The sequence below is a fragment of the Luteolibacter sp. Y139 genome (assembly GCF_038066715.1).
Classification (GTDB): domain Bacteria; phylum Verrucomicrobiota; class Verrucomicrobiia; order Verrucomicrobiales; family Akkermansiaceae; genus Haloferula; species Haloferula soli.
Map to the genome: position 1 here is coordinate 36271 of NZ_JBBUKT010000011.1, position 25688 is coordinate 61958.

The following is a 25688-nucleotide window of genomic DNA, read 5'->3' on the forward strand; positions in this document are numbered from 1 at the left end:
AAACGGTCATATCGTGAAACAGCCCCGCCCGGCTCTCCAGCCGCGGCGGGGCGTTCTGTTTTCGGGGGCTCGGCCGGGCCGGGGTTTTCCTTTTCAAGCTCAGCCGCTTTCGCCAATTTCCGCGCCCCGCTATGTCTGACCGCCGTAAACCGTTCCCCTTCGACCAGTTCGAGCCTGCCTGGCAGGAGCGCTGGGACGCGGAGAAAACCTTCCGCACGCCGAATCCGGGCGATGCCGATTTCGACGCCTCGAAGCCGAAGTTCTACGTGCTAGACATGTTCCCGTATCCCTCCGGCAGCGGCCTCCACGTGGGCCATCCGGAAGGCTACACCGCGACCGACATCATCGGCCGGGCCAAGCGCCGCCAAGGCTACAATGTGCTCCATCCGATGGGCTGGGACTCCTTCGGCCTGCCCGCGGAACAGTACGCGATCAAGACCGGCCAGCATCCGGCGATCACGACGACGGCGAATATCGCGACCTTCAAGCGCCAGCTGAAGTCGCTGGGCTTCGGCTATGACTGGGACCGCGAGATCGCGACGACCGATCCGGAGTATGTCCGCTGGACCCAGTGGATCTTCCTGCAGCTGTACTCGTCATACTTTGATGAAGAAGCGGGCAAGGCGAAGCCTGTCGCCGAGCTGGAAGCGAAAGGCTGGAGCCGCGAGGAGATCGATGCGGTGCGTTTGGCCTTCGTCCACGAAGCGCCGGTGAACTGGTCGCCCGACCTCGGCACCGTGCTGGCGAACGAGGAAGTGGAAGAGTGGCGCAGCAAGGGCCACATCGTCGAACGTCGTCCGCTGCGCCAGTGGATGCTGCGCATCACGAAGTATGCCCAGCGCCTGATCGATGAACTGGACCCGCTCGATTGGCCGGAAGGCATCAAGCTGCTGCAGAAGAATTGGATCGGCCGCAGCGAAGGCGCGGAAGTCGATTTCTTGCTCGATGACCATGTCGTCACAGTTTTCACCACCCGTCCGGATACCTTGTTCGGTGCCACCTACATGGTGCTCGCGCCGGAGCATCCGTATGTCGCGGAGATCACGACTGCGGAGCAAAAGGCTGCGGTGGAGGCATACATCGCCGCCTGTGCGGCCAAGTCCGATCTTGAGCGCGGCGATCTGAACAAGGACAAGTCCGGCGTTTTCACCGGTGCCTATGCGACCAATCCCGTGAACGGCGAGCAGATCCCGGTGTGGATCGCCGACTACGTGATGATGGGCTACGGCACCGGCGCGATCATGGCCGTCCCGGCGCATGACGAACGCGACTTCGAGTTCGCGAAGAAGTTCGAGCTGCCGATCATTCAAGTGGTTCAGCCAAACGGCGATGCTGATTGGCAGGGCTACACCGATCCGGGCACTGCCGTGAACTCCGGTTTCCTCGACGGACTGCCAACCGCCGAAGCGAAGCCGAAGATCATCGCGTGGCTGGAAGAAGGCGAAAAAGGAAAGCGCCGCGTGCAGTTCAAGCTGCGCGACTGGTTGTTCTCCCGCCAGCGCTACTGGGGTGAGCCCTTCCCGCTGACGTGGAAGGATGGCAACCACTACGCCGTGCCGGATGCCGAGCTGCCCTTGCTCGCGCCGCCGCTGGAAGACTACAAGCCGAGTGGTTCACCCGAGCCGCTGCTGAGCAAGGCCCGTGAGTGGGTCGAGCTGCCGGATGGCTCCATCCGCGAGACGAACACGATGCCGCAATGGGCCGGCTCCTGCTGGTACTATCTGCGCTACTGCGATCCGCGGAACAGCGGACGCTTCATCTCGGAGGAAGCGGAGAACTACTGGGGTAGCAGCGACAAGCCCGGGATGGTGGACCTCTACGTCGGTGGTACGGAACACGCCGTACTTCACCTGCTCTACGCCCGCTTCTGGCACAAGGTCCTGCATGATCTGGGCCATGTCTCGACGAACGAGCCGTTCCAGAAGCTGGTGAACCAAGGCCTGATCCTCGGCGAGGACGGCCAGAAGATGTCCAAGTCCCGCGGCAACGTGGTGAACCCCGATGACGTCGTGAAGGAGTATGGCGCGGACTCGCTGCGCCTGTACGAGATGTTCATGGGCCCGCTGGAACAGGTGAAGCCATGGAGCATGAAGGGCGTCGAGGGTGTTTCGCGCTTCCTTGCCCGCGTCTGGCGCGTCGCCTTTGAAGAGAATCAAGCCGGCGAATGGGTCACGTCATCGAAGATCCAGGACGTGCCATGCACCGACAAGGCGCTGCTCAAGGTAGTCCACGAGACGATCAAGAAGGTCACCGACGACATCGCGAAGATGTCCTTCAACACCGCGATTTCGCAGATGATGGTGTGCACCAACGCCTTCACGCAGGCCGAGGTGGTGCCGTTGAATGAGTTCCGCTTGTTGCTGCACGTGCTGAATCCCTTTGCGCCTCACCTGAGCGAGGAGCTTTACTCGCGCCTTGGCGGCACCTCAGTGCTCGCTGATGCGGCATGGCCGAAGCACGACGAAGCCGCTCTCATCACCGACGAGATCGAGTTGGTCGTCCAGGTGAACGGCAAGCTGCGTGACAAGGTCATTGTCGCGAAGGATGCCGATCAGGCCACGGTTGAAGCCGCGGCCCTCGCCTCGCCGCGAGTGAAGGAACAGACCGACGGCAAGACGGTCCGCAAGGTCATCGTGGTCCCCGGCCGTCTGGTGAACATCGTCGCGAACTGAGGCACGACTCGGAACGGGGGCTGGCGTCAGCCCCCGAACATCGCCTGATGCCATTCCTCATCAGGAGCGGCATCGTGGACGATGCCGTCGGCGGTCATGACGAGCACGGGACCGGAGAGATCTTCCAAGAGCGTCATGACTTCGCTCACCGTGCCGAAGACAAACTCGGCTCGCCGCTCAGGCGCGGGCATGCGGATGAACCAATGGAAGGAGAGCCACTCGCCCGAGCGGCCGAGCAGGTGGTCGGCGGCCTTCATGGTCAAGTCGCCCGGCACATAGCCGGTCTGAAGAATCACATACGGACCGTGTGTGTCACGCGGCTCGATTTCAGAGGCCATCGCCAGCTTCGCCAAGCTGATCAAGCGGGCAGCCGAGGGATCGTTGCGAAGCGGGTGCGACATGGCTGGAAAAGATATAGCATTAAAATTTCCCCGCTTCCACAGCGATTGCAGGGGCAATATCGATCGGGTTGAGAAGATCTTCAAATTTCCCTAACAAATAACAATCTTGCGGGCGGTCACTGCTCTGGCAGCGTTGCGCCGATGAGCTCCCCCCACATGCTCTTTCGCACCCTTTTTGGTGCCTGCGTCCTGGCAAGCCTGGCTCCGGCAAACGGCCAGCTGCTCGAATACTCGTTCCAAGCCGTGGTCGATTCGATTGATTCGACCGATCCGGGATTCACCGCCAACCGGCTCGGTCTGGTGGCTGGCGATACCATCACCGGGCGGATCATCATTGACCGCAGTAGCATCGATCAGGTTCCGGGTGATTCCAGCTTCGCGACGTATCGGAACTACGCGACGGGAGGCAGCAGCATCTATGATCCGAATAGCCTGACGTACCAGCAACCTCCGCTGCTGTTCCAGACCTCGGTATCGCTGGATTTGCCGCTCGGGCAAGGGTCTTTCGGCACGGTGACAAGCTCGGGGAGCGGTGGGAACTTGGTCTATGATCCCTACAGCGATGTTACCGCGCCGCGGGTCAACGTGGCCAACGGTACCAGCTATACTTCCGAGTCCGGTGCCTTTGGTACGGTTTCCGGCGACGCCTTGAATTTCTACCAAGTCGTCAGCGAGGTCTCTCCCGGTGGGCTTTCATCTCTCAAGTCGCGGCAAACCGTGGACTTTCTCTTTCAGGATGCCGATGGGCTGGCTTTCCAGTCCGATGCATTGCCCGGCTCGCTGGCATTGTCGGATTTCGACTCCGCGAAAATTTTCTACAAGCTCGTGGTCCCTGCCCAATCGATCCAGACTCCGGTTTCAAATCTCACCTATGGAACGCTCAGCTTCAATGCCCACTTGGTCAGCTTGAACGTGGTTCCCGAGCCATCAGCCGTCGGGCTGGGTGCGGTGGCGGTCTCGTTGCTCGTCCTCTTCCGCCGCAGGACCGGCTTGCCGGGAACGACGGACTGACACAGGCTGCGGGATGCTTGCCCGTTTCACTGCATGCCTTGTCGCGACCTCCGGTTTTCTGGTGGCTGCGCCGACGCTGCCCTTCAAGGCAGACTTTTCCAGCTTCCCCACCGCTCCATGGAAGACCTACGGCGGCGAATGGTCCGCTGCGAATGGCGAGCTTCACGTGAAGGGCGGCTCCGGGCCGAAGGCGGTGATCGATGGCTTGGTGGCTGGCGATTTCGAGCTGGATGTGGAAGTCCGTCCGGATGGCGACGGAGCCCAGGGGGGCGTGGTGTTCCGTGCCGCCGATATCGCCGATGGGGTAGATGCCTTCCGCGGCTACTACGCGGGGATCCGGGCGGGTCAAAATCTGGTGATGTGGGGTGCCACCGATCCCAAGTGGCGATCCATCGGTTCGCGTCCGGTCGAGGTGAAGGCCAATCAGTGGTATCACCTGCGCCTCCAGGTGGCGGGAAATAATGCGAAGATCTTCGTCGATGACGAGCCGATCAGCGATGCGACGTGGCCGGTCTTCGATGGCATCGATGCCGCTTTCAAGGGCGGTGGCATCGCCTTGCGCGCCCTTGATGGCGATGCGTCCTTCCGCAATCTCAAGATCGTCGCGTATCATCCCGCGCCGCTCACCCGTAGCTACACCAATCCCGTGCAAGCCGGCTGCGCCGATCCGGTGGTGTTCCGCCACGATGGCAAGTACTACGCTTATACGACTTACACGCCGGACTTTCCGCGGATGACCCGCGGCATCCGGCTCTACACTTCGGACAATCTCGTCAGTTGGAAGGATGAAGGCTTCGCGCTGAAGAATGAGGACAGCTGGGGCAAGTCGCGCTTCTGGGCGCCGGACATCGTGGAGAAGGATGGCACGTTTTACCTCTACTATGCGGCTGACGAGCGGATGTGCGTGGCCACTGCGAAGTCGCCACGAGGTCCTTTCAAGCAAGAGAAGGAGCAGCCGATCGAGCCCGACAGCATCAAGATCGATGGCCATGTTTTCACCGATGACGGAGGGCAGCGCTATTTCTACTACGTCTCCTTCGGCCAAGGAGAAAACCAGATCTGGGGCGGCAAGCTCAATGACGACATGATGAGCGTGGATGCCTCCACGCTGAAGCTCATGGTGAAGCCCGACCAAGCCTGGGAGCGCCACCAGTGGCCGGTGACCGAAGGGCCCGAGGTGCTGAAGCACAAGGGCACCTACTACCTGACCTACTCCGGCAGCCATTTTGAGAATCCGGAGTATGCCGTTGGCTATGCGACTTCGGACAGCCCGCTTGGCCCGTGGAAGAAGTATGAGTTCAACCCGGTGATGAAATCGACGGCCTATGCCCATGGCACGGCGCACCATTGCTTCACGGCCTCGCCGGACGGGAAGGAAGTCTTCATCGTCTATCACCGTCACAGCTCGCTGGAGAAGACCGAGCCGCGCGCGCTTTCGATCGATCGCGTGCGCTTCATCCCTGATCCCACGGGTGGTCCGGATATCCTGCAGATTCACGGTCCGACCTCGTCGCCGCAGCCTCTGCCTTCGGGGGCGCGGTGATGCTTCGAAACGGTGAGCTTGCCATCTCCTCAGGCACGCCGGTTAGATAAAGGAAGTGCAACTGCACCTCACCAACCGCACTCCCGACGCCACGGACCTCGGCCATTTGCTGCACAAGCATCCGGCACGTTGTCACGGGAGCGAATTGGCGTTTGGCCAGGCCACGGTGTTCTACGCCGAGGCTTCGCATGAGCGTTGTACGGCGGTGCTTGCGGTGGAAGTGGACCCGGTGGGCTTGGTTCGTTCGGAAGGAGCACGCCAGGGAGGCTGGGCGCTCGGACAGTATGTGAACGACCGGCCCTACGCGGCATCATCCTTTCTCTCGGTGGCCATCTCCCGGGTCTTCGGCACCGCGCTGAATGGTCGCTGCACCAAGCGGCCGGAGCTTGTCGACAAGCCGCTTCAACTCGAGGCCCGGCTGCCGGTGGTGCAAGCGCCTGAAGGGATGTTGGAAAAGCTCTTTGCTCCGCTCGGCTATGCGGTGGAAAGCCGTCGTCTGCCGTTGGAGCCTGCCTTTCCCGAGTGGGGGGAGAGCCGTTATCATGAGCTGACCTTGCGAGCCACGCTGCCGTTGCACGTGCTGCTGAAGCACCTGTTCGTGTTGATTCCCACGCTCGACCGCCACAAGCACTACTGGGTTGGCCAGGAGGAGATCGACAAGTTGCTGGAGAAGGGGGAAGGGTGGCTTGCGGGTCATTCCGAGCGCGAGTGGATCGTTCGTCGCTACCTGAAGTATCAAAAACGCCTGACCCGGGAGGCTCTGGAACGGCTTGCGCCCGAGCCCGAACCGGAAGAGGGCGACGAAGATGCTGCGGACAGCGGTGCCGAGCCATCCATCGAGCGGAAGATTTCATTGCACGATGTTCGTCTTGATCGTGTCGCGGAGGCGATCGCAGCGCTTGATCCGAAGTCCGTCATCGACCTTGGCTGCGGTGAAGGGCGGTTGTTGGCCCGGTTGCTGAAGGCCACGAGGATTCCGAAAGTTCTCGGCATGGATGTATCCAGCCGCGCGCTTGAGATCGCCCTTGAGCGCCTTGACCGCATTCCAGCGTCGCGCCGGGAAGGGCGTCTGGAGCTTTTCCTCGGCTCGCTGATCTATCGTGATTCACGACTGCGCGGCCATGACGTGGCGGCGCTGGTGGAAGTCATCGAGCACCTCGATCCAGAGCGTTTGGAATCATTGGAGGAAGTCGTGTTTGCCGATGCGGCGCCGCGACGTGTTTTTGTTACCACACCGAACCGGGAGTATAATGTGCTCTTCGAAGGCATGAAGCCGGGAGCGATGCGTCACGGCGACCATCGCTTCGAGTGGACCCGTTCCGAGTTTCGTGAATGGGCCGGGCGCGTGGCTGCGGTGCATGGCTACGATGTAACCTTCGAGCCACTGGGTGAAGAAGACCCTGAGCACGGCCCGCCGAGCCAGATGGCGGTGTTTGTGCGCAATGATTGATCCGTGATGACCCTCCGCATCCCAGAGCTTTCCCTCGTGCTGCTCATCGGTCCGTCCGGGTCGGGGAAGTCCACGTTTGCGCGGAAGCATTTCAAGCCGACCGAGGTGGTGTCGTCGGATGTCTGCCGCGGAATGGTGTCGGACGATGAAAACGACCAGACCGTTTCGCCGCAGGCGTTTGAGCTTTTGTATTTCATTCTCCGGCAGCGGTTGGCGCTCGGGAGGCTGACCGTGGTGGATGCCACCAATCTCAATCCTGAAGACCGTGCGAGGCTGGTGGCGATTGCCCGCGAATATCACGCGCTACCGGCGGCGATTGTTTTCCGGATTGATGAGAAGATCTGCTGCGAGCGGAACGCGCTGCGGCCGGATCGCGATTTCGGACCGCAGGTGATCAAGCGTCAGTTCAATCAGCTTCGGCGCGGCTTGCGGGGGTTGAAGACCGAAGGATTCCGAAACGTGGTTCACCTTCGCAGCCCGGAGGAGATCGATGGAGTGGAGAGCATCATCCGCGAGCCGTTATGGAACAATCGAAGGGACGATCACGGGCCCTTCGATATTATCGGCGATGTGCACGGCTGCTACGAGGAGCTGCGTACTTTGTTGGAGAAAATCGGCTATGAGTTTGAGGGATATGTGGTCCGTCACCCGGAAGGGCGGCGACTGGTGTTCGTGGGAGACCTGGTGGATCGCGGTCCGGACTCGCCGAATGTCCTGAGACTAGTGATGGCCTCGGTGAGCGCCGGCACAGCGATTTGCGTGCCGGGGAATCACGATATGAAGTTCCTGCGTTGGCTGAACGGGAAGAAGGTTCAGCCGACGCATGGCCTGGCTGACACGATTGCCCAGCTCGAAGCGGATCCCGTCGATCGCCGTGATTTGATCAAGTTCCTCGATGGCTTGGTCAGCCACTTTGTCTTCGATGATGGCAAGCTCGTGGTGGCGCACGCGGGCTTGAAGGAAAGCATGCAGGGGCGCGGTTCCGGCAAGGTGCGTGAGTTTTGCCTCTATGGCGATACCACTGGTGAGCGCGATGAATACGGGCTGCCTGAGCGGCTTGATTGGGCGCGCGACTATCGTGGCAAGGCACTCGTCGTTTACGGGCACACGCCGTTCGCCGATCCGCGTTGGCTGAATCACACGGTGAACATTGATACCGGATGCTGTTTCGGCGGTGCGCTCACGGCGTTGCGTTATCCGGAACAGGAGACGGTTTCCGTTCCGGCCTTGAAGACCTACGCTGAGCCTGCGCGACCGCTGCGTGTCGAAGCTACGGATGCCCAACTCGACAATGATCGTGTGCTCGACCTCGATGACCTGCGAGGCAAGCGTCAGATCCACACCGCGCTCCGTCCAAACGTGACGGTGCGCGAGGAGAACGTGCTCGCCGCCCTCGAGGTGATGAGCCGCTTCGCGGTCGATCCGCGCTGGCTGATTTACCTGCCGCCGACGATGTCGCCGTGCGGCACCAGCGAGCGCGAGGGTTGGCTGGAGCGTCCGGAGGAAGCCTTCGACTACTATCGCCAGCAGGGTGTTCCCACCGTGGTCTGTGAGGAGAAGCACATGGGCTCGCGGGCTGTGGTGGTGGTCTGCCGTGATCCCTCGGTTGCCATTTCACGGTTCGGTTTGAGGCAGGAGAAACGAGGAGTGATCTACACCCGGACCGGGCGGCGGTTTTTTGATGATGCGACGCGAGAGCAGGCACTGCTCGATCGACTGGCTGTGGCTTTGGAAGCCGCAGGAATCTGGGATGAGTTGGCAACGGACTGGCTGTGCCTCGACTGCGAGCTGATGCCGTGGTCAGTGAAATCGCGCGAGCTTCTCCAGTCGCAGTATTCCGCGGTCGCAGCGGCTGGTGAGGCTCATGCCGCGGCGCTGTCAGGTGCGCTCGGAATGGCTGTTGCCGGGGATCACCTTGAGGCGGAGGCAAGGTCGATGCTTCTTCCCATGCTGGGGCGGAGCCAGTCACGGGCCAGCATGCTGGACCGCTATCGCCGTGCCTACCAGCAATACTGCTGGGACGTCGTTCGCTTGGAAGATCTCAAGCTGGCACCCTTCCATTTCCTGGCCGGAGAGAGCGGTGCGTATCATGCGCGTGACCACCGGTGGCACATGGCGCTGGCAGAGCGACTTCAGGCCGTGGATCCCGAGCTCTTTCCCGCCACGCGCTGGCGCGAGGTTGACCTTGAAGATGAAAGCGCCGTGGCGGATGCCATTTCATGGTGGGAGGCCCTCACGTATGATGGTGGCGAGGGGATGGTGGTGAAGCCGCGTGACTTCATCGCGAAAGGCCAGCGCGGCATCGTGCAACCGGCAGTAAAGTGCCGCGGCCGCGAGTATCTGCGAATCATCTACGGCCCCGAGTACGACGCTCCGGAACACTTGAGCCGGCTCCGGCAGCGCGGCCTCGGCCACAAGCGATCCATGGCAGAACGAGAGTTCGTCCTGGGACTCGAGGGCCTTGATCGATTTGTCGCTCGCCGGCCCTTGCGCGAAGTCCACGAGTGCGTCCTGGCCGTATTGGCACTGGAGAGCGAACCCGTGGACCCGCGGCTTTGATTCTCACTCCAGGCAATCGACCAGTGCTGCGAGCACGAGGTCGACGTTCGCCTGGGTGGCGGAGTGTCCCATGAGGCCGATCCGCCAGGCCTTTCCGGCGAAAGGGCCGAGGCCGGCGCCGATCTCAATCGAGTAGTCGTCCAGCAGCTTGGCACGCACCGCGGCGTCATCGGCGCCTTCGGGGATGTGGATGCAGTTGAGCGTGTGGAGCGAGTGTTCCGGGACGTATTGGATGCCCATGGATTCCAGCCCGGCGCGCAGGCGGCGGTGAAGGCGGGCGTGCCGGGCGTGCCGGGCTTCGAGGCCTTCCTCCAGCACGATGGTGAGTGCTTCGTGCAAGGCGTAGATCATGTTCACCGGTGCGGTGTGGTGGTACGCGCGCTTGCCACTACCTTTATAGTAGTCCTTCAGCATCGAGATGTCGAAGTACCAGCTTTGCACCTTGGTCTTGCGTGATTCGGTGATTTCGACGGCACGCGGGGAGAAAGACACCGGCGAGAGTCCGGGCGGACACGAGAGACACTTCTGGGTGCCGGAGTAGATGGCATCGATACCCCACTCGTCGACCTTCAGCGGATGGCCGCCGAGCGAAGTGACGGCATCGACGATGAGCAGCATGCCCGCGTCGTGGAGAAGATTGCCCAATCCTTCGAGCGGTTGATGCGCGCCGGTGGAAGTTTCCGCGTGGACGATGCCCAGGGCTTTCGCCTTCGGATACCGTTGGATCGCCTCGCCCAGCATTTCGAGCGGGAAGATCTCCCCCCACGGGACATCGAGCCGGTGTACGGTCACGCCGGCCCGCTCCATCACATCGACCATGCGGCCGCCGAAGACGCCATTGACGCAGACGATCGCTTCGTCGCCAGGTTCCATCAGGTTCGTGACTACGCATTCCATGCCAGCCATGCCGGTGGCGGAGACGGGGAAAGTGAGGGCATTCTCGGTTTCGTAGACCTTGCGCAGCTTGATGCACACCGAGTCCATGATCTCGATGTAGCGGGGATCGAGGTGACCTAGGGTGGGGGACGACATGGCGCGGAGGATGCGGGCTGGCACGGTGCTCGGGCCGGGGCCCATCAGGATGCGTTCGGGGATATTCATCGGAGATAGGGGTTGGAGGGGAGTTGGCTGGCAAAGGCCTTCGCGGTCAGTTCGGCGAAGAGCATCGAGTAGGTGGGCAGAAGCCGATGGCGGATCAGCTCGACGCGGCGCTGATGCGGGATGAAGGAGCTCTTCATCGCATTCATCGTCATCTTCTCGAGTTCTACCAAGCTCAGGCCAAAGGTCGAAGTCGCGATCGCGAGCTCTTTCGACATCTCGGTGTCGCTCATCAGCCGGTCGTCGGTATTGAGAAAGACGCGGAAGCCGGCGCGGTGGAACAGGGCGAAAGGATGCTCCTCGAAGGAAGCGCAGGCACCGGTGTGGACATTGCTCGAAAGGCACATTTCCAAGGGCACGCGCCGATCGAGGATGTACTGGGCGAGCCGACCGAGCTTCAGCGATCCATCCGGCTGCACCTCGATATCGTAACGCAGCCGTGTGCCATGGCCGAGGCGGTGGGCTCCGCACCATTGCAATGCCTGCCAGATCGACTCCGGGCCGAAGGCTTCACCGGCGTGGATGGTGATGTAGAAATTCGCGCGCTCGATCGCCTGGAAGGCTTCGATGTGCTTCTTCGGCGGATGGCCGTATTCGCCACCGGCGAGGTCGAAGCCGACCACACCGTGATCGCGCCAGCGGATTGCGAGCTCCGCGGCTTCGAGTGAATCGGTGCGGTCACGCATCGCGCAAATGATCAACCCCCACTCGACGCCAAAGCGTTTCCGTCCTTCTTCAAGGCCGGCGATCACGGCTTCCACGACTTCGTCCTGAGTCAGGCCTTTCCCGGTGTGGAAGACCGGCGCGAACCGGACCTCGGCGTAGACCACGCCATCCTTCGCCATGTCTTCGATGAACTCGCAGGCCACGCGGGAGAGTGCATCGCGCGTCTGCATTACCGCGATGGTGTGGGCGAAGCCTTCGAGATACTCGGGCAAGTTGCCCTTCTGCGCGCCGCGGTGGAACCACTTGGCCAAGTCGTCCGGATCGGACGTTGGCAGGCCGCCGTAGCCCTGGTCCCTCGCCAGTTCGATGATGCTGGCGGGGCGGAGGCCGCCATCGAGGTGCTCGTGGAGCAGGATCTTCGGGAGGCGGCGGAAATCGAGGGCAGCCACGAGATCCTTCCCGGTGGGCAGGGGTGCCACGGGATGGAATTCAGGGTAGCGCTCGTCAGTCATTCAGGCTGGATCTAGCAGATTACGGCCCTCCGTGCGCGGAAAATTTCGGTCGTGAAAGTTCCCGCTTGGCAAGCGGCCCGCGGTCCCGGTTGCTGCCGCCGTGGATTCGCTCACCCAGGCGGCGCTCGGCGCGGTGATTGGCGAGCTGGTGCTTGGTCGCCAGCTCGGGCGGCGCGCGCTGGCATGGGGTGCGCTGTTCGGCACCTTGCCGGACCTCGATGTCGTGTTCGAGTGGTTTTTGCCGACGGCATGGGGTCTGGTGATGCACCGCAGCTTGACCCACTCGATCTTTCTCATCGGCCTGCTGACGTGGCTGCTCGCCAAGCCGCTGGCGAAGCGTTGGAAAAAGGACAAGGTTACTCCGCAGCGCGCCGCATGGTTTGTCTTTTTGGCGTGGGGCACGCATGTGCTGATCGACGTGTTCACCGTTTATGGCACCGGCGTGCTGGATCCGCTTCCTCTGCCGCGGACTTCGACGGACAACATGTCCATTATTGATCCGCTGTTCACGATCCCGCTGATGGTGGCCGTCGTCATCGGGATGTTCGTGAAGCCGAAGGAGTGGAAGAAAGGGAAGGGAATTCGTTCGGCGGCGTGGTGCCTGGGAATCAGTTCCTTCTACGTGATCCTTAGTATTTGCGCGAAGTTCTCGGTGGGTCGCGCGGTGGAAGCCGACATGGCGAAGCGCAACGTGACGTGGCAGCGGAAGATGGAAGCGCCGACCATCGGCAACATCCTCCTCTGGCGCACCCTGGTCGATCGACCCGGTGAGATCTGGATCGGCTATCGCTCGGTTTTCGATCCCAGCGGCCAGCCGATCCGCTGGACCGTGGTGCCGAAGCACGAGGAGATTGCCGCGAAGCATGCGGACGCCCGCGAGGTGAAGATCGTGAAATGGTTTTCCAAGGGCTGGTGGGTCGCCCGCGAGTCGGCCGATGGCGTCTGGCTGGCCGACCTGCGCTTCGCCGAGTTGCGGAGCTGGGATGAGCGTGGTGTGGCGCTTCGCTTTCCCTTCACGTGGACGTATCAGCCGGACAGCACGAAGGATCGCCTGCGTTCCCAGGAGCGCGAGGCCCGGAATCCCGGCGAGATGCTGCGCCGCATGGGGCGGCGGGTCACCGGGGAAGAGGCGGCTTGGGAGGGGAATGCGCGACTCATCGGCCAGTTCCTCGCCTTGCAGGAGTACTTGGAGAGTCGGTAAGGCATGTGACAAATTCGACTTGGACGAGCAATTCCAAGAAGCGAATGAATCCCGCGGACCCAGTCCGCGATTGAATCGCTCCGGCGATTGGTGGAATCTCGCGGCATGCAGGATCACGTCTTCACCGCGGTTTCCCGCCGCCACTTTCTGGCCACCGGTGGCGCATTGCTTGGCTCCAGTTTGTTTGCCGATGGCGCCGAGCCACGCCACAGCAAGACGGTTTCGATCTTTCACACCACCGACCTTCACGGGCACATCCTGCCGACGGTGAATTACGAAGACTACGGTGACCTCGGCGGCTTCGCCCGCTGCGTGACCCAGATCCGCCGCTGGCGGAAGGAGCTTCCCGACTCGCTGCTCGTCGATATCGGCGACGTTTATCAGGGCACGCAGGTCAGCTTGCAGAATGACGGCAAGCTCATGATCGAGCTATTCAACAAGCTCGGCTACGATGCCTGGGTTCTGGGTAATCACGACTTCGACTGGGGGCGCAGCGTCGCGGAAGGTGCACTGGAACTTTCGAAATCACCGGTGCTCACCGCGAATCTCACCGTCGATGGCAAGGTGCCCGCGGAAGCCGGCGGCGTGTGGACGAAGGTTCGCCCGTGGATGGTCAAAGAGGTCGGCGGTTTCCGCATCGGGCTGATCGGCCTGATTACTCCCGGCCTGCAGAGTTGGCTTACGCCGGCGACACTCAGTGGCGTGACGCCGCTGGATCCGGTGGCGTCCTTGAAGCAATGCCTCAAGGAGATCAAGGCGGAGAAGCCGGATGCCATCGTGGTGCTCGGTCACATGGGTTGGCGCTTTCAGGATGACTTCGCCAATCCGGTGCGCGAGATCCTTGCCGAGATTGAAGACGTGGATGTCTATCTGGCCGGACACAGCCACCAGGATCAGCCCTCGTGGATGACCGGGCACGTGTTGTGCAGCCAGGCAAACTACTATGGGATCCACTGCGGGCGGATCGATCTCACGTTCGACGTGGCGACCCGGAGATTGCTGGAGCGGCGTGCCTTCACCGTGCTGATGGATTCACGCTTCGAGCCGGATCCCGAGGTGGTGGAGCTTTCCAAGGCCGAGCTCGCGAAGGCCGAGCAAGAACTGAAGCGGAAGGTGTGTACCGTGAAGACGCCCATCACAGGTGGCGCGCGCGGCAGCGGGACATCGGAGCTATTTTGCAAGGCTTTCGCCGACGCGCTGAAGAAAGCGGGCACTTCGGTCGATGGGGTCTTCCATGGTGTCTTCGGCAAGGAAGGCATTCCTGCCGGCGATCTGACGGTGGAAGATTGCTGGAAGCTGCTGCCTTATGAGAACGGCCTCCTTGTCGCGGATCTAACGGCCGAGGAACTTGGAGTGATCGTGGCGGAGGACAAGAAGGACCGGACGCTGTGGCCTTTCGAGACGAAGCGCGATGGCGACGGCATTCTTTTCCAAGGCAAGCCTCTCGAGGACGGCAAGCGCTACCGGATCGCCTTCAATACCTACGACGGCCAGTCCGGCGGGCAGCGGCTGCCAAAGCTGCACGAGATCCTCAATCGGCCGGATAGCAAGCGGACAGAGACGAAAGTGGCGGCTCGTCCGGCCTTGATCGACTACCTGTCCGAGCAGAAAGTCATCGAGTGAGTCACGTGGTCCATATCGCCTCCACGCGGAACCGGTGATCGGGCGAGAGGCTTGCGCGACATTCGCCGCCGAGCAGGACCACGCAGGCTTTCACGATCGAGAGGCCGAGGCCCGAGTGCCCGTAACCGCTGCGAGAATCATCCTTTCGCCAGAAGCGCTCGAAGAGGTGCTCCAGATCCCCTTCGCTGAGTTCGGGCGCTGGATTGGAAACGGCAAGGCGTCCCGGTGAGGCTTCGATCACGACCTCGGATCCTTCCGGTGCATGTGCCACGGCATTGCCTAACAGATTCTGGAGGATGGTGCCCCAGAGCACCGGGTCGCTGGTGAAGGTGCCTTCGGAAATTCGAGAATCGAGATGAAGGCGGCGTTGCCCGGCCTTTGGCTCGACCCGGGAAATGGCGGTCGCGACGGTGGCGGCCAGATTGATGGGTTCACGTTGCACCGGCTGGCGTCCGGCATCGGCACGGGCGAGCAACGAGAGCTTCTCAAGCAGGGCATCGAGTTCATTGGCGACGACGACCATCTCTGCGTAGCGCTCAGGTGTGGCTTCTTCCGGCCAAGTGGCGCCCAGTTCCGCCATGCTCTTCAGCTCGGCCAGCGGGGTGCGAAGCTCGTGGGCAGCGTGGCTGCTGAAGCGACGCTCGCGGTCGAAGGAGGCTTCGAGTCGGCCGAGCCATTCATTCAAGCGCTCGGCCACGGGCACGAGCTCGGCCGGGAGCTTCCGGGCATCCAGGCGTTGGTCCAGTTTCTCCGGGTGGATTTCGCCGATGTCCGCTGCGAGCTTGTTCAGCGGCGCCAGTCCCCGGCTGAGGCCGAGCCGGATGATGGGCACCATCAGCAGAAGTGCGGCGGCACCCGCGACACCGAGCACGGTGGTCAGCAAAGCGAGCTGCAAATACATGCTCTCCGTAGGGCTGGCGACAATCACGTAGAGATCCTGAAACCGCTTCTTCTTGTCGTCCTTCGGGTAGAATCGCTGGACGTAAAAACGCGCGAGTCTTCCGGTGCCGAGTTTGCCATTCTTGATTTGGGGCTCGTTGTCGTCCGGGGCTTTGTTGGAGTAGCCGATGCCGGGAGAGTCGAACTCGTCCGCCCTCAGCGAAGGCGAACTCATGAGGAGCTTCCCGTCCATCCGCCGGATCTCGAAGTAGTCGGTTCCATCTTTTCCGAAGCCGGCGAAGTCCAGCACGGTGAAGTCGATCTCCACCTCGCGGCCATCGACCTCCGATGCGGAGACAAGAGCGCGTGCTTTCGCGGTCAAGGTCTCGTCAAACTGTGAGCGTAGTAGTTCCTTCATGGCGACGAACACCCCGATACCCGTTGCGATAAAGAGTGCGCCAATCGCAAGGCATAGCAGCAGGGTCAGTCGCCAGCGGATCGAGATCATGGCTCGAGCACGTAGCCTAGGCCGCGGCGGGTGTGGATGAGTGACGGTGTGCCCGGCGGGCAGACCTTCCGGCGCAGCGAGCAGATGGCGGAGTCGACGGCGTTGCTCAGCGGACCGTCGAGTTCGGCATAGAGGTGGGACTCGATCTGCTCGCGGTTCAGCACCTGACCGGGACGGCGGGCGAGGATTTCAAGCAGGGAGAACTCACGGGCCGTGAGGCTTATCGCCTTGCCATCGCGAGTGACGGACTTCGCGGCGGTGTCGATTTCCAGCGGGCCGATCTTCAACTTTGGATCCGGCTGGGCGTAGCGGCGTCTGGCCAGAGCCTCGAGGCGGGCGACCAATTCGGCGAGGGCGAAGGGCTTGGTAAGATAGTCGTCCGCGCCATCGCTCAAGCCGCGAACTTTCTCTTCCACGCCATCGAGCGCGGTGAGTAAGAGGACTGGCGTATCGATGCCATCGCGCCGCCAGCCGCGCAGGACTTCCAGTCCATCTTTTCCGGGCATCATGCGGTCCATCACCACGGCGTCGTATTTCACGGTGCGCCCCATTTGATCGCCTTCGTTGCCGTCCTCCGCGAGATCGACGGCGTGGCCGAGTCGCGTGAGCGCCTTGCCGAGCGTATCGCGCAGGCGGGCGGCGTCTTCGACGACAAGGAGTCTCATGGTGGGGCTAGCATGAAGCCGGAAGCGGGCTTCGTCCACAGGACACTGGGAGCGCGGAATTCATTTTATCCTCCCGATCGTCCGGGGTACCCGGTTGAGCTGCCACACCATGTTAGAACATTCAGCGGTGAATGCGGACGGCCACCGGCTCGCCGCCGGGAAGGCCATCGAAGATGACGAGCAGATCGATGTGATCGGCGACATCTTCCAGGACGAGCAAGGCTTCGCCCTTGCCGCCATTTTGCGGGAGGCGTCCGAGGTTCGTGGCCGTCGTGTCGCTGCCGTTCCAGTAGAGGAGTTCGAAGCGGGTGTCCGGCCCGGGTGCTGCGCTGATCGGGATCTTTTTAGAGGCCTCGGAGCTGGCATTGCCGGTCAGCAAGATGAAGCCGTCGCGCACCGCGGCGATCTCGCGGAAGCCGCGGCCTTTCCCGATGGAGACCTCGTGAATGGTCATCGCCGAGGGCTTGCCGCCGCCGAAGAGCTGGCCGGGGGAGAGCTCCAGCACCAGGCCCTTGCCATCTTGATTCGGCGCACGCAGGCCGATCCAGAGCTTGCCGCCGGACCAGGTAAGGCCCTCGATGTTGAAGCCGTTTTGTTGGAGCGGCTGTTTGAGGGATGCCTTCACTTCGGGTGTCTTTTCCAGCCACGGCAACAGGCTGGTGCGGCGGATGCCCTCCTTCTTCACCTGACCGGTGACAGGGTCGACGGGCACCTGATAGATCGAGTGGCGGTCCGGTTGGAAGTCGCCCTTTTTCTTTCCGAGGCCGTGTGAGCCGACCACGTAGTAGGCGTGGTCATCGGAGGAATAGGCGACACCCTCGATGTCGATTTCCTGCTTCTTCCCCGTGGAGGCCAGCGGCAGGGCGATGGGGCGCTTCGAGTCGATTCGCTGGTTCGCGGCATCGATCACGCCGGGCTGGATATAGAACATTTCATCGCTGCCGACGAGGCATTGCGTTTTGGTCGCGGCGGCGATCCCGCTCAGATCGAGCGAGTTTTCAAAGCCGGCAAGCTGCCACTCCTGGGGAAGGATCTCGAGGCGCTGCGCCCCGGCATCATCCCGGGCCCAAGCGGCGGGCAGTGCGGTGAGGACCACAGCGGCGAGCGCAAGGGGAAGATAGGATCTGGCGGATCGATTCGCTTTCACGCTGGAGCCCTAGCCCCCGAACATGACGTGAAGATGACGGCGAAGGAGAAATCTCCCCGGCGCTTTGGGTGCCTTGCCCTTCCGACTTCCACCTGATTTTCCCATCGCCGGGAAGTGGTGGGCTGGTCCATGCTCCCGCCCATCATGACCAAGCTCGGAAAGATCGTCTTCACTCTCGTGGTCCTGCTCCTCGCCGGATTCGCTGTGATGCGGATCCTGGGGAAGAAGGATGAAACGCCTAACCACGCGGGTCCCCACGCGGACACCAAGGAAATGGTCGCACCGGACGGAGATAGTAGCATCGCCGCCGCCTTCGACTTCATCGCGCCGGGGAAGGCTCCGCAATTGCCATCGCCGCGTCCCTACACGCCGGCGGATAACACGATCGCGATCAACCTCTCCGAGTACGCGGGCTACGCGGGCCTGATCGAGGCCAATGGCGGGCTGGAGCCGAATGACAGCTCGTGGTTCGCCAAGAATGGCAGCTTCAAGCTGAAGATCACCCTCAGCGAGGAGGACTCGTGGGCGGACCTGCAGGACGGCAAGTTCGCCGCGACGGCCACCACCGTGGACGTGCTCTCGAACTACGGCCGCCAGTGGCAGTGCGTGGTGCCCGCGCAGGTCTCCTGGTCGCGCGGTGCCGACGGCATCATCGTCAAGAAGGACATCAAGAAGGTGAACGACCTCAAGGGGAAGACCATCGCCACCGCGCCTTTCAGCGAGTCGGAGTTTTTCATCCGCTACCTTGCCCAGGAGGCGGGCCTGGCAGTCACCCGCCTTGATGGCCCAGAGCAGACGCGCAATCCAGAGGCCGTGAATCTCGTCTTCCTTGAGGATGCCTTCAAGGCCGGTGATGCGTTCCTTTCCGATCTGAAGGCTGGCGGTCATCAGCTCGATGGCTGCGTGACCTGGGCCCCGAAGACCACCGAAGTGGTCGAGGCTTCGGAAGGCGGCGCGCGCCAGCTGATCGACAACCGCAACCTGCTCGTCATCGCGGACATCCTCGTCTTCAACAAGGGCTTCGCGCAGGCCAGGCCGGAGGTGGTCCAGAAGATCGTGGAAGGGATGCTGCTGCACAATGACCGCATCCGCGCCAATCCCGAGCCGCATCTGAAGAGCATCGCGGATGCCTTCAAGCAGTTCAAGTGGACGCCGGAAGATGCCCGCACGGAGCTTGCGAAGGTCCACCTTTCCAATCTGCCGGAGAACCTCGCCTTCTTCCGCGGGGCGATCGATGAGGCGGGGTCGTTTGCTTCCGTTTTCCAGACGGCGAACCTTGCATATGGTGCGGAGCTTCAGCCGTCGCCCGTGGCCGCGTCGTTCTTCGCGGACGTCAAGCCGCTCGAGGCCATCGCTGCAGGTGGCACGCTGTCGGCGCAGGTTGCCTCGATCCAGCCGATCAAGACCAGCGATCAGGCGCCGATCGAGCAGGACCCGCTGCTGACCCGCGACATCCGCTTCTATTTCCTGCCGAATAGCGCCCAGCTCGACATGGGCAACAAGGAGAACAGCGACTTCCTCTCCAATGTGAATCACCTGCTCGGCGTCTCGCCCGGCTCGATGATCCTGATGCGCGGCCACGTGGACGATGCGCAGAAGGAAAACTTCCGCCAACAGGGCGGTGAAGCACTGGTCCGCAAGATGGCGCTCAAGGCAATGGAACTCTCCACCCAACGCGCCGAGGAAGTGAAGAAGCGCCTGCTGGAGAAGTATCCCACGATTAAGGCCGACCGCCTCGAAGTCATCGGCCGCGGCTGGGAGGAACCGGCTGGCAAGAACTCGGATCTGAATCGCCGGGTGGAGGTGCAGTGGTTTACCGTTGAATGAGTTTGTTAGTTTTCAGGTTTCAGTTTTCAGAGAAAGACGGGAAAATGCGGTCGAGGTAGCGCTGGCGGGTATTTTCTCTCCTCCTGAAAACTGAAAACCAGCAAACTGAAAACTTCCCGATGACCGGCGTCGAAAAGCTCAAAGCCTTTGCCAAAAGCCCGCACCATTTGTGGCTCGGGTTGCTGACGCTTGGCGTGGGCGTGGCCACGGTCAGCACGATCGGCTTGGTCGCGGGGGTGGCGGCCTACGCGCTGGGCTGGATCTACCTGCCGGACTCGCGGCTTTTCAATAATTGGCTGGCCACCCGCAAGCAGGGGGACGAGGGCGCAAAGCTGCGGCAGTTCCTCTTCCAGCGGCGCCAGATCTACGATGCCCTTCGTAGTTCGACCCGCGAGCGCTACGACCGCCTCGCCGCGGAGATCGAGAACCTCCAGCAGGAATTTCACCGTGACCCGCGGCTGAATGCCGAGCTGGTCCGCCAACGTGTCGAACGACTCTCGAATCTCGCCTGGACCTACCTGCGCTTGCTCCATACCGGCGAGATGCTGGATCAATTTATCGAATCCGAGGATCCGGCCGAGCTGGAGGGCAAGATCGCCGCGATGGAGAAGGAGCTGTCTGGCATCGACGCCGTTGGCAAGGCCAGCCTTGCGGAGTCGCTTCAATCCCGCCTTTCCTCGCTCAAGTCTCGCCTCGAAAAGCGCCGCGGGGCGGAGGAGAGCCGCGAGCTTACGGCCTCCGAGCAGGAACGCATTGCCGAGCTGGTGAAGCTGTTCCGGGCCGACCACTTGGCCAGCCGCGATGCGGGTGCGCTTTCGCATGAGATTGATGGCGCGGCGGTCCAGCTCGACCGGACCCGCGAATGGCTCAGCGGCCTGGAGTTCGATACCTCGCCGGACATTCCCGAGGACCTCGCCGCTGCGGCGCCATTGAAGGTGGGTCAGTAAGGAACGACGACATTCTTGTCGTTGCCGTTCGGTGGTGCGGCAGCTCTCCGGGCTACTTACGAACTATGGCCCAAACTGGAATCGCCACCGCTCGGCGTTTCGACTAGTCTGCAAGCCATGGAGGATCGTGTTTACCTCGGAATCTGCCGTCATGTTCTTTGCGTCCACAAGCGCACGGGCCGGGAAATCTGGCGTGCGGAATTGAAGCGCACCCAGCTCGTCACGGTGATGGTTGCGGACGATATCATCTTGGCCCACGCTGGCGGCTCGCTCTTCGGCCTTCGTATGGAAGACGGTGCCATCCTCTGGCGGAACGATCTTCCGGGCCTTGGCTATGGCTATTGCACCTTGGCCACGGACGGATCGGCATCGTCTGGTGCTGCCGCCGCATCCCAGCAGGCCCAACAAGCCCAGGTCGCGGCCATGGCAGCGGCAACTGCTGCGAGCACGGCTGCAGCCTCATCCTGATTCCATTCACCGCCGTGGCCGGATTGGCTGCCGGGTCTCCGGTAATGGCGCTGGAAATCCTGCCCAAGGGGTCATGGAGAATCTCGGCCGACTTTTCTCGTGAGGAGGTCATTGGTTCCGTCCGAGGAGGGATGTGACTTCGTCCTGACAAACCCGTGCTTCTCGTAGAACCGCAGCGCCCGTGGATTGTCAGGGGTGACTTCTGCTCGAATCGTTCCGAAACCATTTGAGGCCGCCCATTGGAAGAGCGCATCCATGAGATCAGCCGCCACTTGGCTACCGCGGCTTTCGGGGGAAACCCACACTTGGATCAGTTCTCCCTCCTGCGGCTGATCAAGGTTTCGATAGATGGCCCCCAGACCGATCGGCCGGTCGGCGAGAACCACAAACGTCGCCCGATCGCTTCCGGATGCCGACGCGTCAGCTTGAGCTTGCCAACTGCCCTCATCTCTCTGCAAGGCGGATTCGTAGCTCGTGGCAAACGCCTCCGGGGACTCGCGCAGTGATTCCAGCCGGACTGCTCGATAGAGATCGGCTTCGCCGGGATTCAACCGCCGGACGATGTAGTTGGGCGAGTGGCTGCCGGATGCCTGCCGGTGGCCAAGATCCAGCTCGTAGAATCGCTCAGCGAAGGAATCGTCGTTGTATCGTTCGATGGGGATAAAGCCATTGGCCTCGAAAAGACGGATCGCCGCCGTGGACTTTGTGGTCGTGTCCAAGCGAATCCTCGCGAACCCCTGCTCGCGGGCATGTCCGATGGCGGTCTCTAACAATCTCCTCCCGAGTCCTCGGCCATGCCATGCAGCCAGCAGGTAGAAGCGCTTCAGCTCCGCGCACTCCTCATCCAGTCGCCGCAACGCGATCGTTCCAGTCACCAGCCCATCCTCGCCGTCCCTGAGCATCCAGAACTCACCGCCGGAGTGTTGATACGCCGCGGGGATGTCCGCTAGATCCCGCTCTTTTGAAATCAGGTCAAAGTCCCGGTCCAGCTCGCCGAAGACCTTCGTGAAGAAGGCGACCACCTCATCACTTGCCGGGGGTTGGTAGGGTCTGAGGAGTGTGTGCATGGACGGAGTCAGTTCTTCCGAAAGATGTCTGTCCGATGTCGGGCGAGAAAAGATGCTTCCGGAAGCGCGGCATCGTCTGGGATCTGGAGTGGCTTGCCCGCATAGGCTCCGAAGTTTTCCGCGGCCGAGCGTTGATCGAGTTCCGCTTTGAGTCGCGGGGACAGCAAGAGACGCAAACTGTCATCGAAAGCGATCAGGCCTCGATCGAATGCGGCATCATGCAAGCGGGAGAGGGAGAGGCCGTTTTGGACGTTCAAGCGCTCCTCGGGATGAGAAGACCATGGCAGGATATGGGAGGCGGTCAGCAACTCTCGGAGTGCCAGCCCGGTCACACCGCACCGCCCTCCGAAATTGTTCAGAACAGCGTCCCGGAAATACTCTTGTCCGCGGCGCTGCTTCACGGTCGCTAAGATCTCCGTCGATTCGAGATTCGGGTGCTTGCGTGTGCGAATTCCCACCTTGGGCAGGACTTCGAGGTCGGCTGTGGCTCCTGCTTTGAAGAGCTTCCGCAATGCTTCTTCGCTGGCAGGCGCCGTTTCGTTCAGATCGGCATGGAATTCGGTCCACACTGAGCGATCGAGAGCACTGGCACCGGGAAGGCCGCGAATTCCGCGCAGTTGAAGGGCGGGATCGAGCGATGCAAGATTGCAGAGCTTCATGGCCACGCTGTTCGCGCCGCGATCCAGCTTTTTGGCGAGATCGACGATCACCGGTTGGCGTGCGTGCAGTTGGCCAAACGTGAGCTTGTGATAGACGTTCAGCAGCACCAGCAACTCGTCACGGGTCCAATTTTTTCGCGCAGCCACATCAACACTTTGATTGTTTCGGAGACGCCGGGAAGAAAACTTCGAGGTGGGGCCAGGATTCCTGGTCTACGAGGATAGCGCTTGAAGGCTTCCCCAATCCTGGCCAGGTGATTTTGGCGATGAGTGCGTCTAAAGTTCCACTTCTGCTGGATAGCCTGATGGTTGGTCAGATTCTCGATGCCCTTCAAGTGCGACGAGAAGCTTGGGAGAAGACCTCGGCTTGGTTTCGAGGAGTGCTGGATGATCCCTACTTTGTCATCGAAGAGTGTAGCGACGCTGAGGAGGCGGATCAGATTGCCGCCTATTATGTTGAGATCGAAGCCGAATTGAGAAAGCAACTCGACCAGCACCGAGTGGAATCTGAGGGAGAGTGAGCACCTTTTGATGAAGCCGGTGACACGTGGCAAGAGGGCAAAAGCGGAGGATAGTGAAGACGATGGAGGTAACTAGCGATGGGAATTTGGCGAGCGGATTCTATCACCCGCTTTGCACAAGCACAGGCGAGGGGAGCGCTTCTTCGGTCGAACTCTATACCTCACCAATCCCATGAAACTCCGTTCTCTTCCCGTTCCCGTCCGTTTGTTCCTGAAGCGCCAATGGACGGAATGGCGGTCGACGGTGTTGTTTGTCGTGTTCGTCCTGACGCCGGTGAAGTCGAGTTTCGCGGACATGAACTGGGTGCCGACGGGGTCGATGAATCCGACGATCCTAGAAGGGGATCTGGTGTATGTGGACAAGCTGGCTTACGACTTGCGGGTGCCGCTGACTTACCAGCGGATTGCGCGGTGGAAGGAGCCAGCGAAGGGGGACATCGTGGTGTTGTTTTCGCCGAAGGATGACACGCGGTTGGTGAAGCGGGTGGTGGGCACGCCGGGGGATGTGGTGGAGTTGCGGAACCGCAGGCTATTCCTCAATGGCAAGCCGATGGACTATGATTCCTTACCGGCAGCGGAATCGGCGGGGCTGAATCCGGCGCTGGCTTCGCGGTCCGTGATGGCGGAGGAGGATCTGGCCGGGGCGGAGCATGCGGTGATGGCGATTCCCGGGTTTCAGGGAGCGCCGACCAGCTTCGGCCCGGTGACGGTGCCTGCGGGGCACTATTTCCTGATGGGAGATAACCGCGACAACAGCGCGGACTCGCGCGACTTCGGGATGGTCGAGCGCAAGCGGATCGTGGGCAAGGCGACGACGGTGCTCGCGTCATTCGATATCCTCGACAAGTATCAGCCGCGCGGGTCGAGGTTTGGGAAGCACTTGCGATAGGTGGCGATACTTGGGCCTCTTTGAAGAGGCGGGAGGTGGCTTCAACGTAAGGGGTGTCGACGTTGCGTCGACGCCGTGTGGACAGAATGTCCACACTCCTTATGGGGCTGCGCCCTGTATGGAAGCTGGGAGCTCACCGGGGCTTATCGATTCAAGATCATGAACCCTGCATTGAGGTAGGTGGCATAGCAGACCCAGAGGAGATAGGGAACGAGAAGAGCCGCCGCGAGGCGGTCGAGACGGCGGAAGCGGGCGATGGTGACCATGATGGCGATGATGAGCAGCACGATGATCACGAGTGCGGCGGCGAGTTGATGGGCACCGAAGAAGACGGGCGTCCAAGCGAGATTGAGGGCGAGCTGGACGAAAAAGGCGGTGAGCGCGCGGCGCTTGGCGGAGTCGGAAGGTGCGCGATGCCAGATGAGGGCGAAGGCGATGCCCATCATCGCGTAGAGGACGGTCCAGACGGGGCCGAAGATGGCATTCGGTGGTGTGCCGGGCGGGCGTTCGAGGGCGGCATACCATGAGCCGATGGAGGAGGCGGTGATGAAGCCGCCGAGACCGCCGAGGATTTCGGCGGCGAGGATGCAGAGGACGATCTTGAGCCAGAGGGGCATCCTCAAAAGTCGCCGCGATGGTGACTCTGTCCAACAGAGAACGGCTTGAGATGCTCCGAGGTTTTTATCGGTGCGGCGCAGGTCTACCAGCGCGGATCGTCCGACAGCTCACGGATGGAGCGGTGGATGAGGTGGAGAATCAGGCACAGGACCACGAGCATGCCGATCAGGAGTGCGATCCCGATCACCACTCCGTCGCCGGGACTCTGGATCGTGTAGCCGATCAAGGTCGAGAGGGCGGCGATCGCCACATAGGCGATGCGGCGGCTGGACGCCCGCTGAGAAAGATCCTGTCTCTGGCGGGAATTGGCCAACTCCATCACGCCTCCCAGAAGGAACCACATCATGGCGCAGTCCATGGCCGAAGAAAGGAGGGAGAAGCCGATGGAATTTCCACGGACCGCATAGCCCGCCACGGATAGAATCGCCATGATCCATGCCAAGGTGGCCGCGGTCGAGAAGCGCGGCGAAGCATCCCTCAATCCGCGGCATCCCAAGGCGATGAGAATGTAGCCGAGGATATCCGGCAGGATATCGATCTGGTTGATGTTGAAGTCGAGGACGACCAGCAGTAAGCCCCAGAAGATTTGGATGAAGCGAAGAGCCATGGGTTCGAGGGAGGCGTAGACCGTATTCTAACGGTTCCATCATGAGCGACCATCGCGTGGAGCCGCTAGTGCAATTCTTCGGAGTTTTTGTAGATCTCCCTGAGCGAGCGGTAGCGACCGCAGGCTCTCTGTCCGATTGAGAGAGGCCAC

At 61.6% G+C, this 25688-nt stretch carries 22 protein-coding genes; 12 read left to right on the top strand and 10 right to left on the bottom strand.

Annotated elements, in window-relative coordinates; all coding sequences use genetic code 11:
- Positions 1–131 precede the first annotated feature (131 nt).
- Complete coding sequence (gene leuS / locus WKV53_RS22700) at positions 132–2672, top strand: leucine--tRNA ligase (protein WP_341407108.1); 2541 nt, start codon at positions 132–134, stop codon at positions 2670–2672.
- Between the two features lie 26 nt (positions 2673–2698).
- Here leuS and WKV53_RS22705 read toward each other — a convergent pair whose 3' ends face one another.
- A complete protein-coding gene (locus WKV53_RS22705; RefSeq protein WP_341407109.1) occupies positions 2699–3073 on the bottom strand; it encodes a hypothetical protein in 375 nt (124 codons plus the stop codon).
- A gap of 141 nt (positions 3074–3214) precedes the next feature.
- Here WKV53_RS22705 and WKV53_RS22710 point away from each other — a divergent pair, with 141 nt between their 5' ends.
- The 4 genes from WKV53_RS22710 to WKV53_RS22725 are packed head-to-tail and all read left to right on the top strand — an operon-like array spanning position 3215 to position 9636.
- Positions 3215–4084 (top strand): hypothetical protein, encoded by an 870-nt coding sequence (locus tag WKV53_RS22710; protein ID WP_341407110.1) that lies wholly within the window; start codon positions 3215–3217, stop codon positions 4082–4084.
- A gap of 13 nt (positions 4085–4097) precedes the next feature.
- The gene (locus WKV53_RS22715) at positions 4098–5627 is read left to right on the top strand and encodes a family 43 glycosylhydrolase (RefSeq protein WP_341407111.1); all 1530 of its coding nucleotides are present in this window, start codon (positions 4098–4100) and stop codon (positions 5625–5627) included.
- Positions 5628–5682: 55 nt separating this feature from the next.
- On the top strand, positions 5683–7077 hold the full coding sequence (locus WKV53_RS22720; protein ID WP_341407112.1) for a 3' terminal RNA ribose 2'-O-methyltransferase Hen1: 1395 nt from the start codon (positions 5683–5685) through the stop codon (positions 7075–7077).
- 6 nt (positions 7078–7083) lie between these two features.
- On the top strand, positions 7084–9636 hold the full coding sequence (locus WKV53_RS22725; RefSeq protein WP_341407113.1) for a polynucleotide kinase-phosphatase: 2553 nt from the start codon (positions 7084–7086) through the stop codon (positions 9634–9636).
- A 3-nt stretch (positions 9637–9639) separates the two neighbouring features.
- Here the strand turns inward: WKV53_RS22725 and WKV53_RS22730 are convergent, their stop codons facing one another.
- Positions 9640–10737 (bottom strand): pyridoxal-phosphate-dependent aminotransferase family protein, encoded by a 1098-nt coding sequence (locus WKV53_RS22730; RefSeq protein ID WP_341407114.1) that lies wholly within the window; start codon positions 10735–10737, stop codon positions 9640–9642.
- Positions 10734–11879 (bottom strand): adenosine deaminase, encoded by a 1146-nt coding sequence (locus WKV53_RS22735; protein ID WP_341407115.1) that lies wholly within the window; start codon positions 11877–11879, stop codon positions 10734–10736. Before WKV53_RS22735 ends, WKV53_RS22730 begins: the two co-directional genes overlap by 4 nt.
- 133 nt (positions 11880–12012) lie before the next feature.
- Between WKV53_RS22735 and WKV53_RS22740 the strand changes: the two genes are divergently transcribed.
- Positions 12013–13113: a metal-dependent hydrolase gene (locus tag WKV53_RS22740; RefSeq protein WP_341407116.1), complete on the top strand. Its 1101-nt coding sequence runs from the start codon at positions 12013–12015 to the stop codon at positions 13111–13113.
- Between the two features lie 105 nt (positions 13114–13218).
- Complete coding sequence (locus WKV53_RS22745) at positions 13219–14736, top strand: bifunctional metallophosphatase/5'-nucleotidase (protein ID WP_341407117.1); 1518 nt, start codon at positions 13219–13221, stop codon at positions 14734–14736.
- A gap of 1 nt (position 14737) precedes the next feature.
- Here WKV53_RS22745 and WKV53_RS22750 read toward each other — a convergent pair whose 3' ends face one another.
- From WKV53_RS22750 to WKV53_RS22760, 3 genes are all read right to left on the bottom strand, one after another.
- A complete protein-coding gene (locus tag WKV53_RS22750; RefSeq protein ID WP_341407118.1) occupies positions 14738–16123 on the bottom strand; it encodes an ATP-binding protein in 1386 nt (461 codons plus the stop codon).
- Positions 16120–16788 carry a response regulator transcription factor gene (locus WKV53_RS22755; protein WP_341407119.1) on the bottom strand — a complete coding sequence of 223 codons (669 nt, stop codon included), beginning with the start codon at positions 16786–16788 and terminating at the stop codon, positions 16120–16122. The genes WKV53_RS22750 and WKV53_RS22755 overlap by 4 nt, the downstream gene beginning before the upstream one ends.
- Positions 16789–16909: 121 nt before the next feature.
- Entirely contained in the window at positions 16910–17935 is a 1026-nt protein-coding gene (locus WKV53_RS22760) for a DUF3616 domain-containing protein (RefSeq protein ID WP_341407120.1), read from the bottom strand.
- A 144-nt stretch (positions 17936–18079) separates the two neighbouring features.
- Here WKV53_RS22760 and WKV53_RS22765 point away from each other — a divergent pair, with 144 nt between their 5' ends.
- From WKV53_RS22765 to WKV53_RS22775, 3 genes are all read left to right on the top strand, one after another.
- Positions 18080–19762 (top strand): OmpA family protein, encoded by a 1683-nt coding sequence (locus tag WKV53_RS22765; protein ID WP_341407121.1) that lies wholly within the window; start codon positions 18080–18082, stop codon positions 19760–19762.
- Between the two features lie 119 nt (positions 19763–19881).
- Positions 19882–20709, top strand: a complete 828-nt coding sequence (locus tag WKV53_RS22770) for a hypothetical protein (protein WP_341407122.1) — start codon at positions 19882–19884, stop codon at positions 20707–20709.
- A gap of 117 nt (positions 20710–20826) precedes the next feature.
- Positions 20827–21177, top strand: a complete 351-nt coding sequence (locus WKV53_RS22775) for an outer membrane protein assembly factor BamB family protein (protein WP_498049544.1) — start codon at positions 20827–20829, stop codon at positions 21175–21177.
- Positions 21178–21248: 71 nt separating this feature from the next.
- On the opposite strand, the gene WKV53_RS22780 is transcribed toward WKV53_RS22775, so the two are convergent.
- A complete protein-coding gene (locus WKV53_RS22780) occupies positions 21249–22244 on the bottom strand; it encodes a GNAT family N-acetyltransferase (protein ID WP_341407123.1) in 996 nt (331 codons plus the stop codon).
- An 8-nt stretch (positions 22245–22252) separates the two neighbouring features.
- A complete protein-coding gene (locus WKV53_RS22785; RefSeq protein ID WP_341407268.1) occupies positions 22253–23011 on the bottom strand; it encodes an HNH endonuclease in 759 nt (252 codons plus the stop codon).
- Positions 23012–23169: 158 nt separating this feature from the next.
- On the opposite strand from WKV53_RS22785, the gene WKV53_RS22790 reads away from it, so the two are divergent.
- Positions 23170–23424, top strand: a complete 255-nt coding sequence (locus WKV53_RS22790; protein WP_341407124.1) for a hypothetical protein — start codon at positions 23170–23172, stop codon at positions 23422–23424.
- Between the two features lie 172 nt (positions 23425–23596).
- Positions 23597–24313: a signal peptidase I gene (lepB, locus tag WKV53_RS22795; protein WP_341407125.1), complete on the top strand. Its 717-nt coding sequence runs from the start codon at positions 23597–23599 to the stop codon at positions 24311–24313.
- 143 nt (positions 24314–24456) lie between these two features.
- On the opposite strand, the gene WKV53_RS22800 is transcribed toward lepB, so the two are convergent.
- Both WKV53_RS22800 and WKV53_RS22805 read right to left on the bottom strand, forming a co-directional pair.
- A complete protein-coding gene (locus WKV53_RS22800) occupies positions 24457–24930 on the bottom strand; it encodes a TspO/MBR family protein (RefSeq protein WP_341407126.1) in 474 nt (157 codons plus the stop codon).
- Between the two features lie 83 nt (positions 24931–25013).
- Positions 25014–25538: a hypothetical protein gene (locus WKV53_RS22805; RefSeq protein ID WP_341407127.1), complete on the bottom strand. Its 525-nt coding sequence runs from the start codon at positions 25536–25538 to the stop codon at positions 25014–25016.
- Positions 25539–25688: the final 150 nt, after the last annotated feature.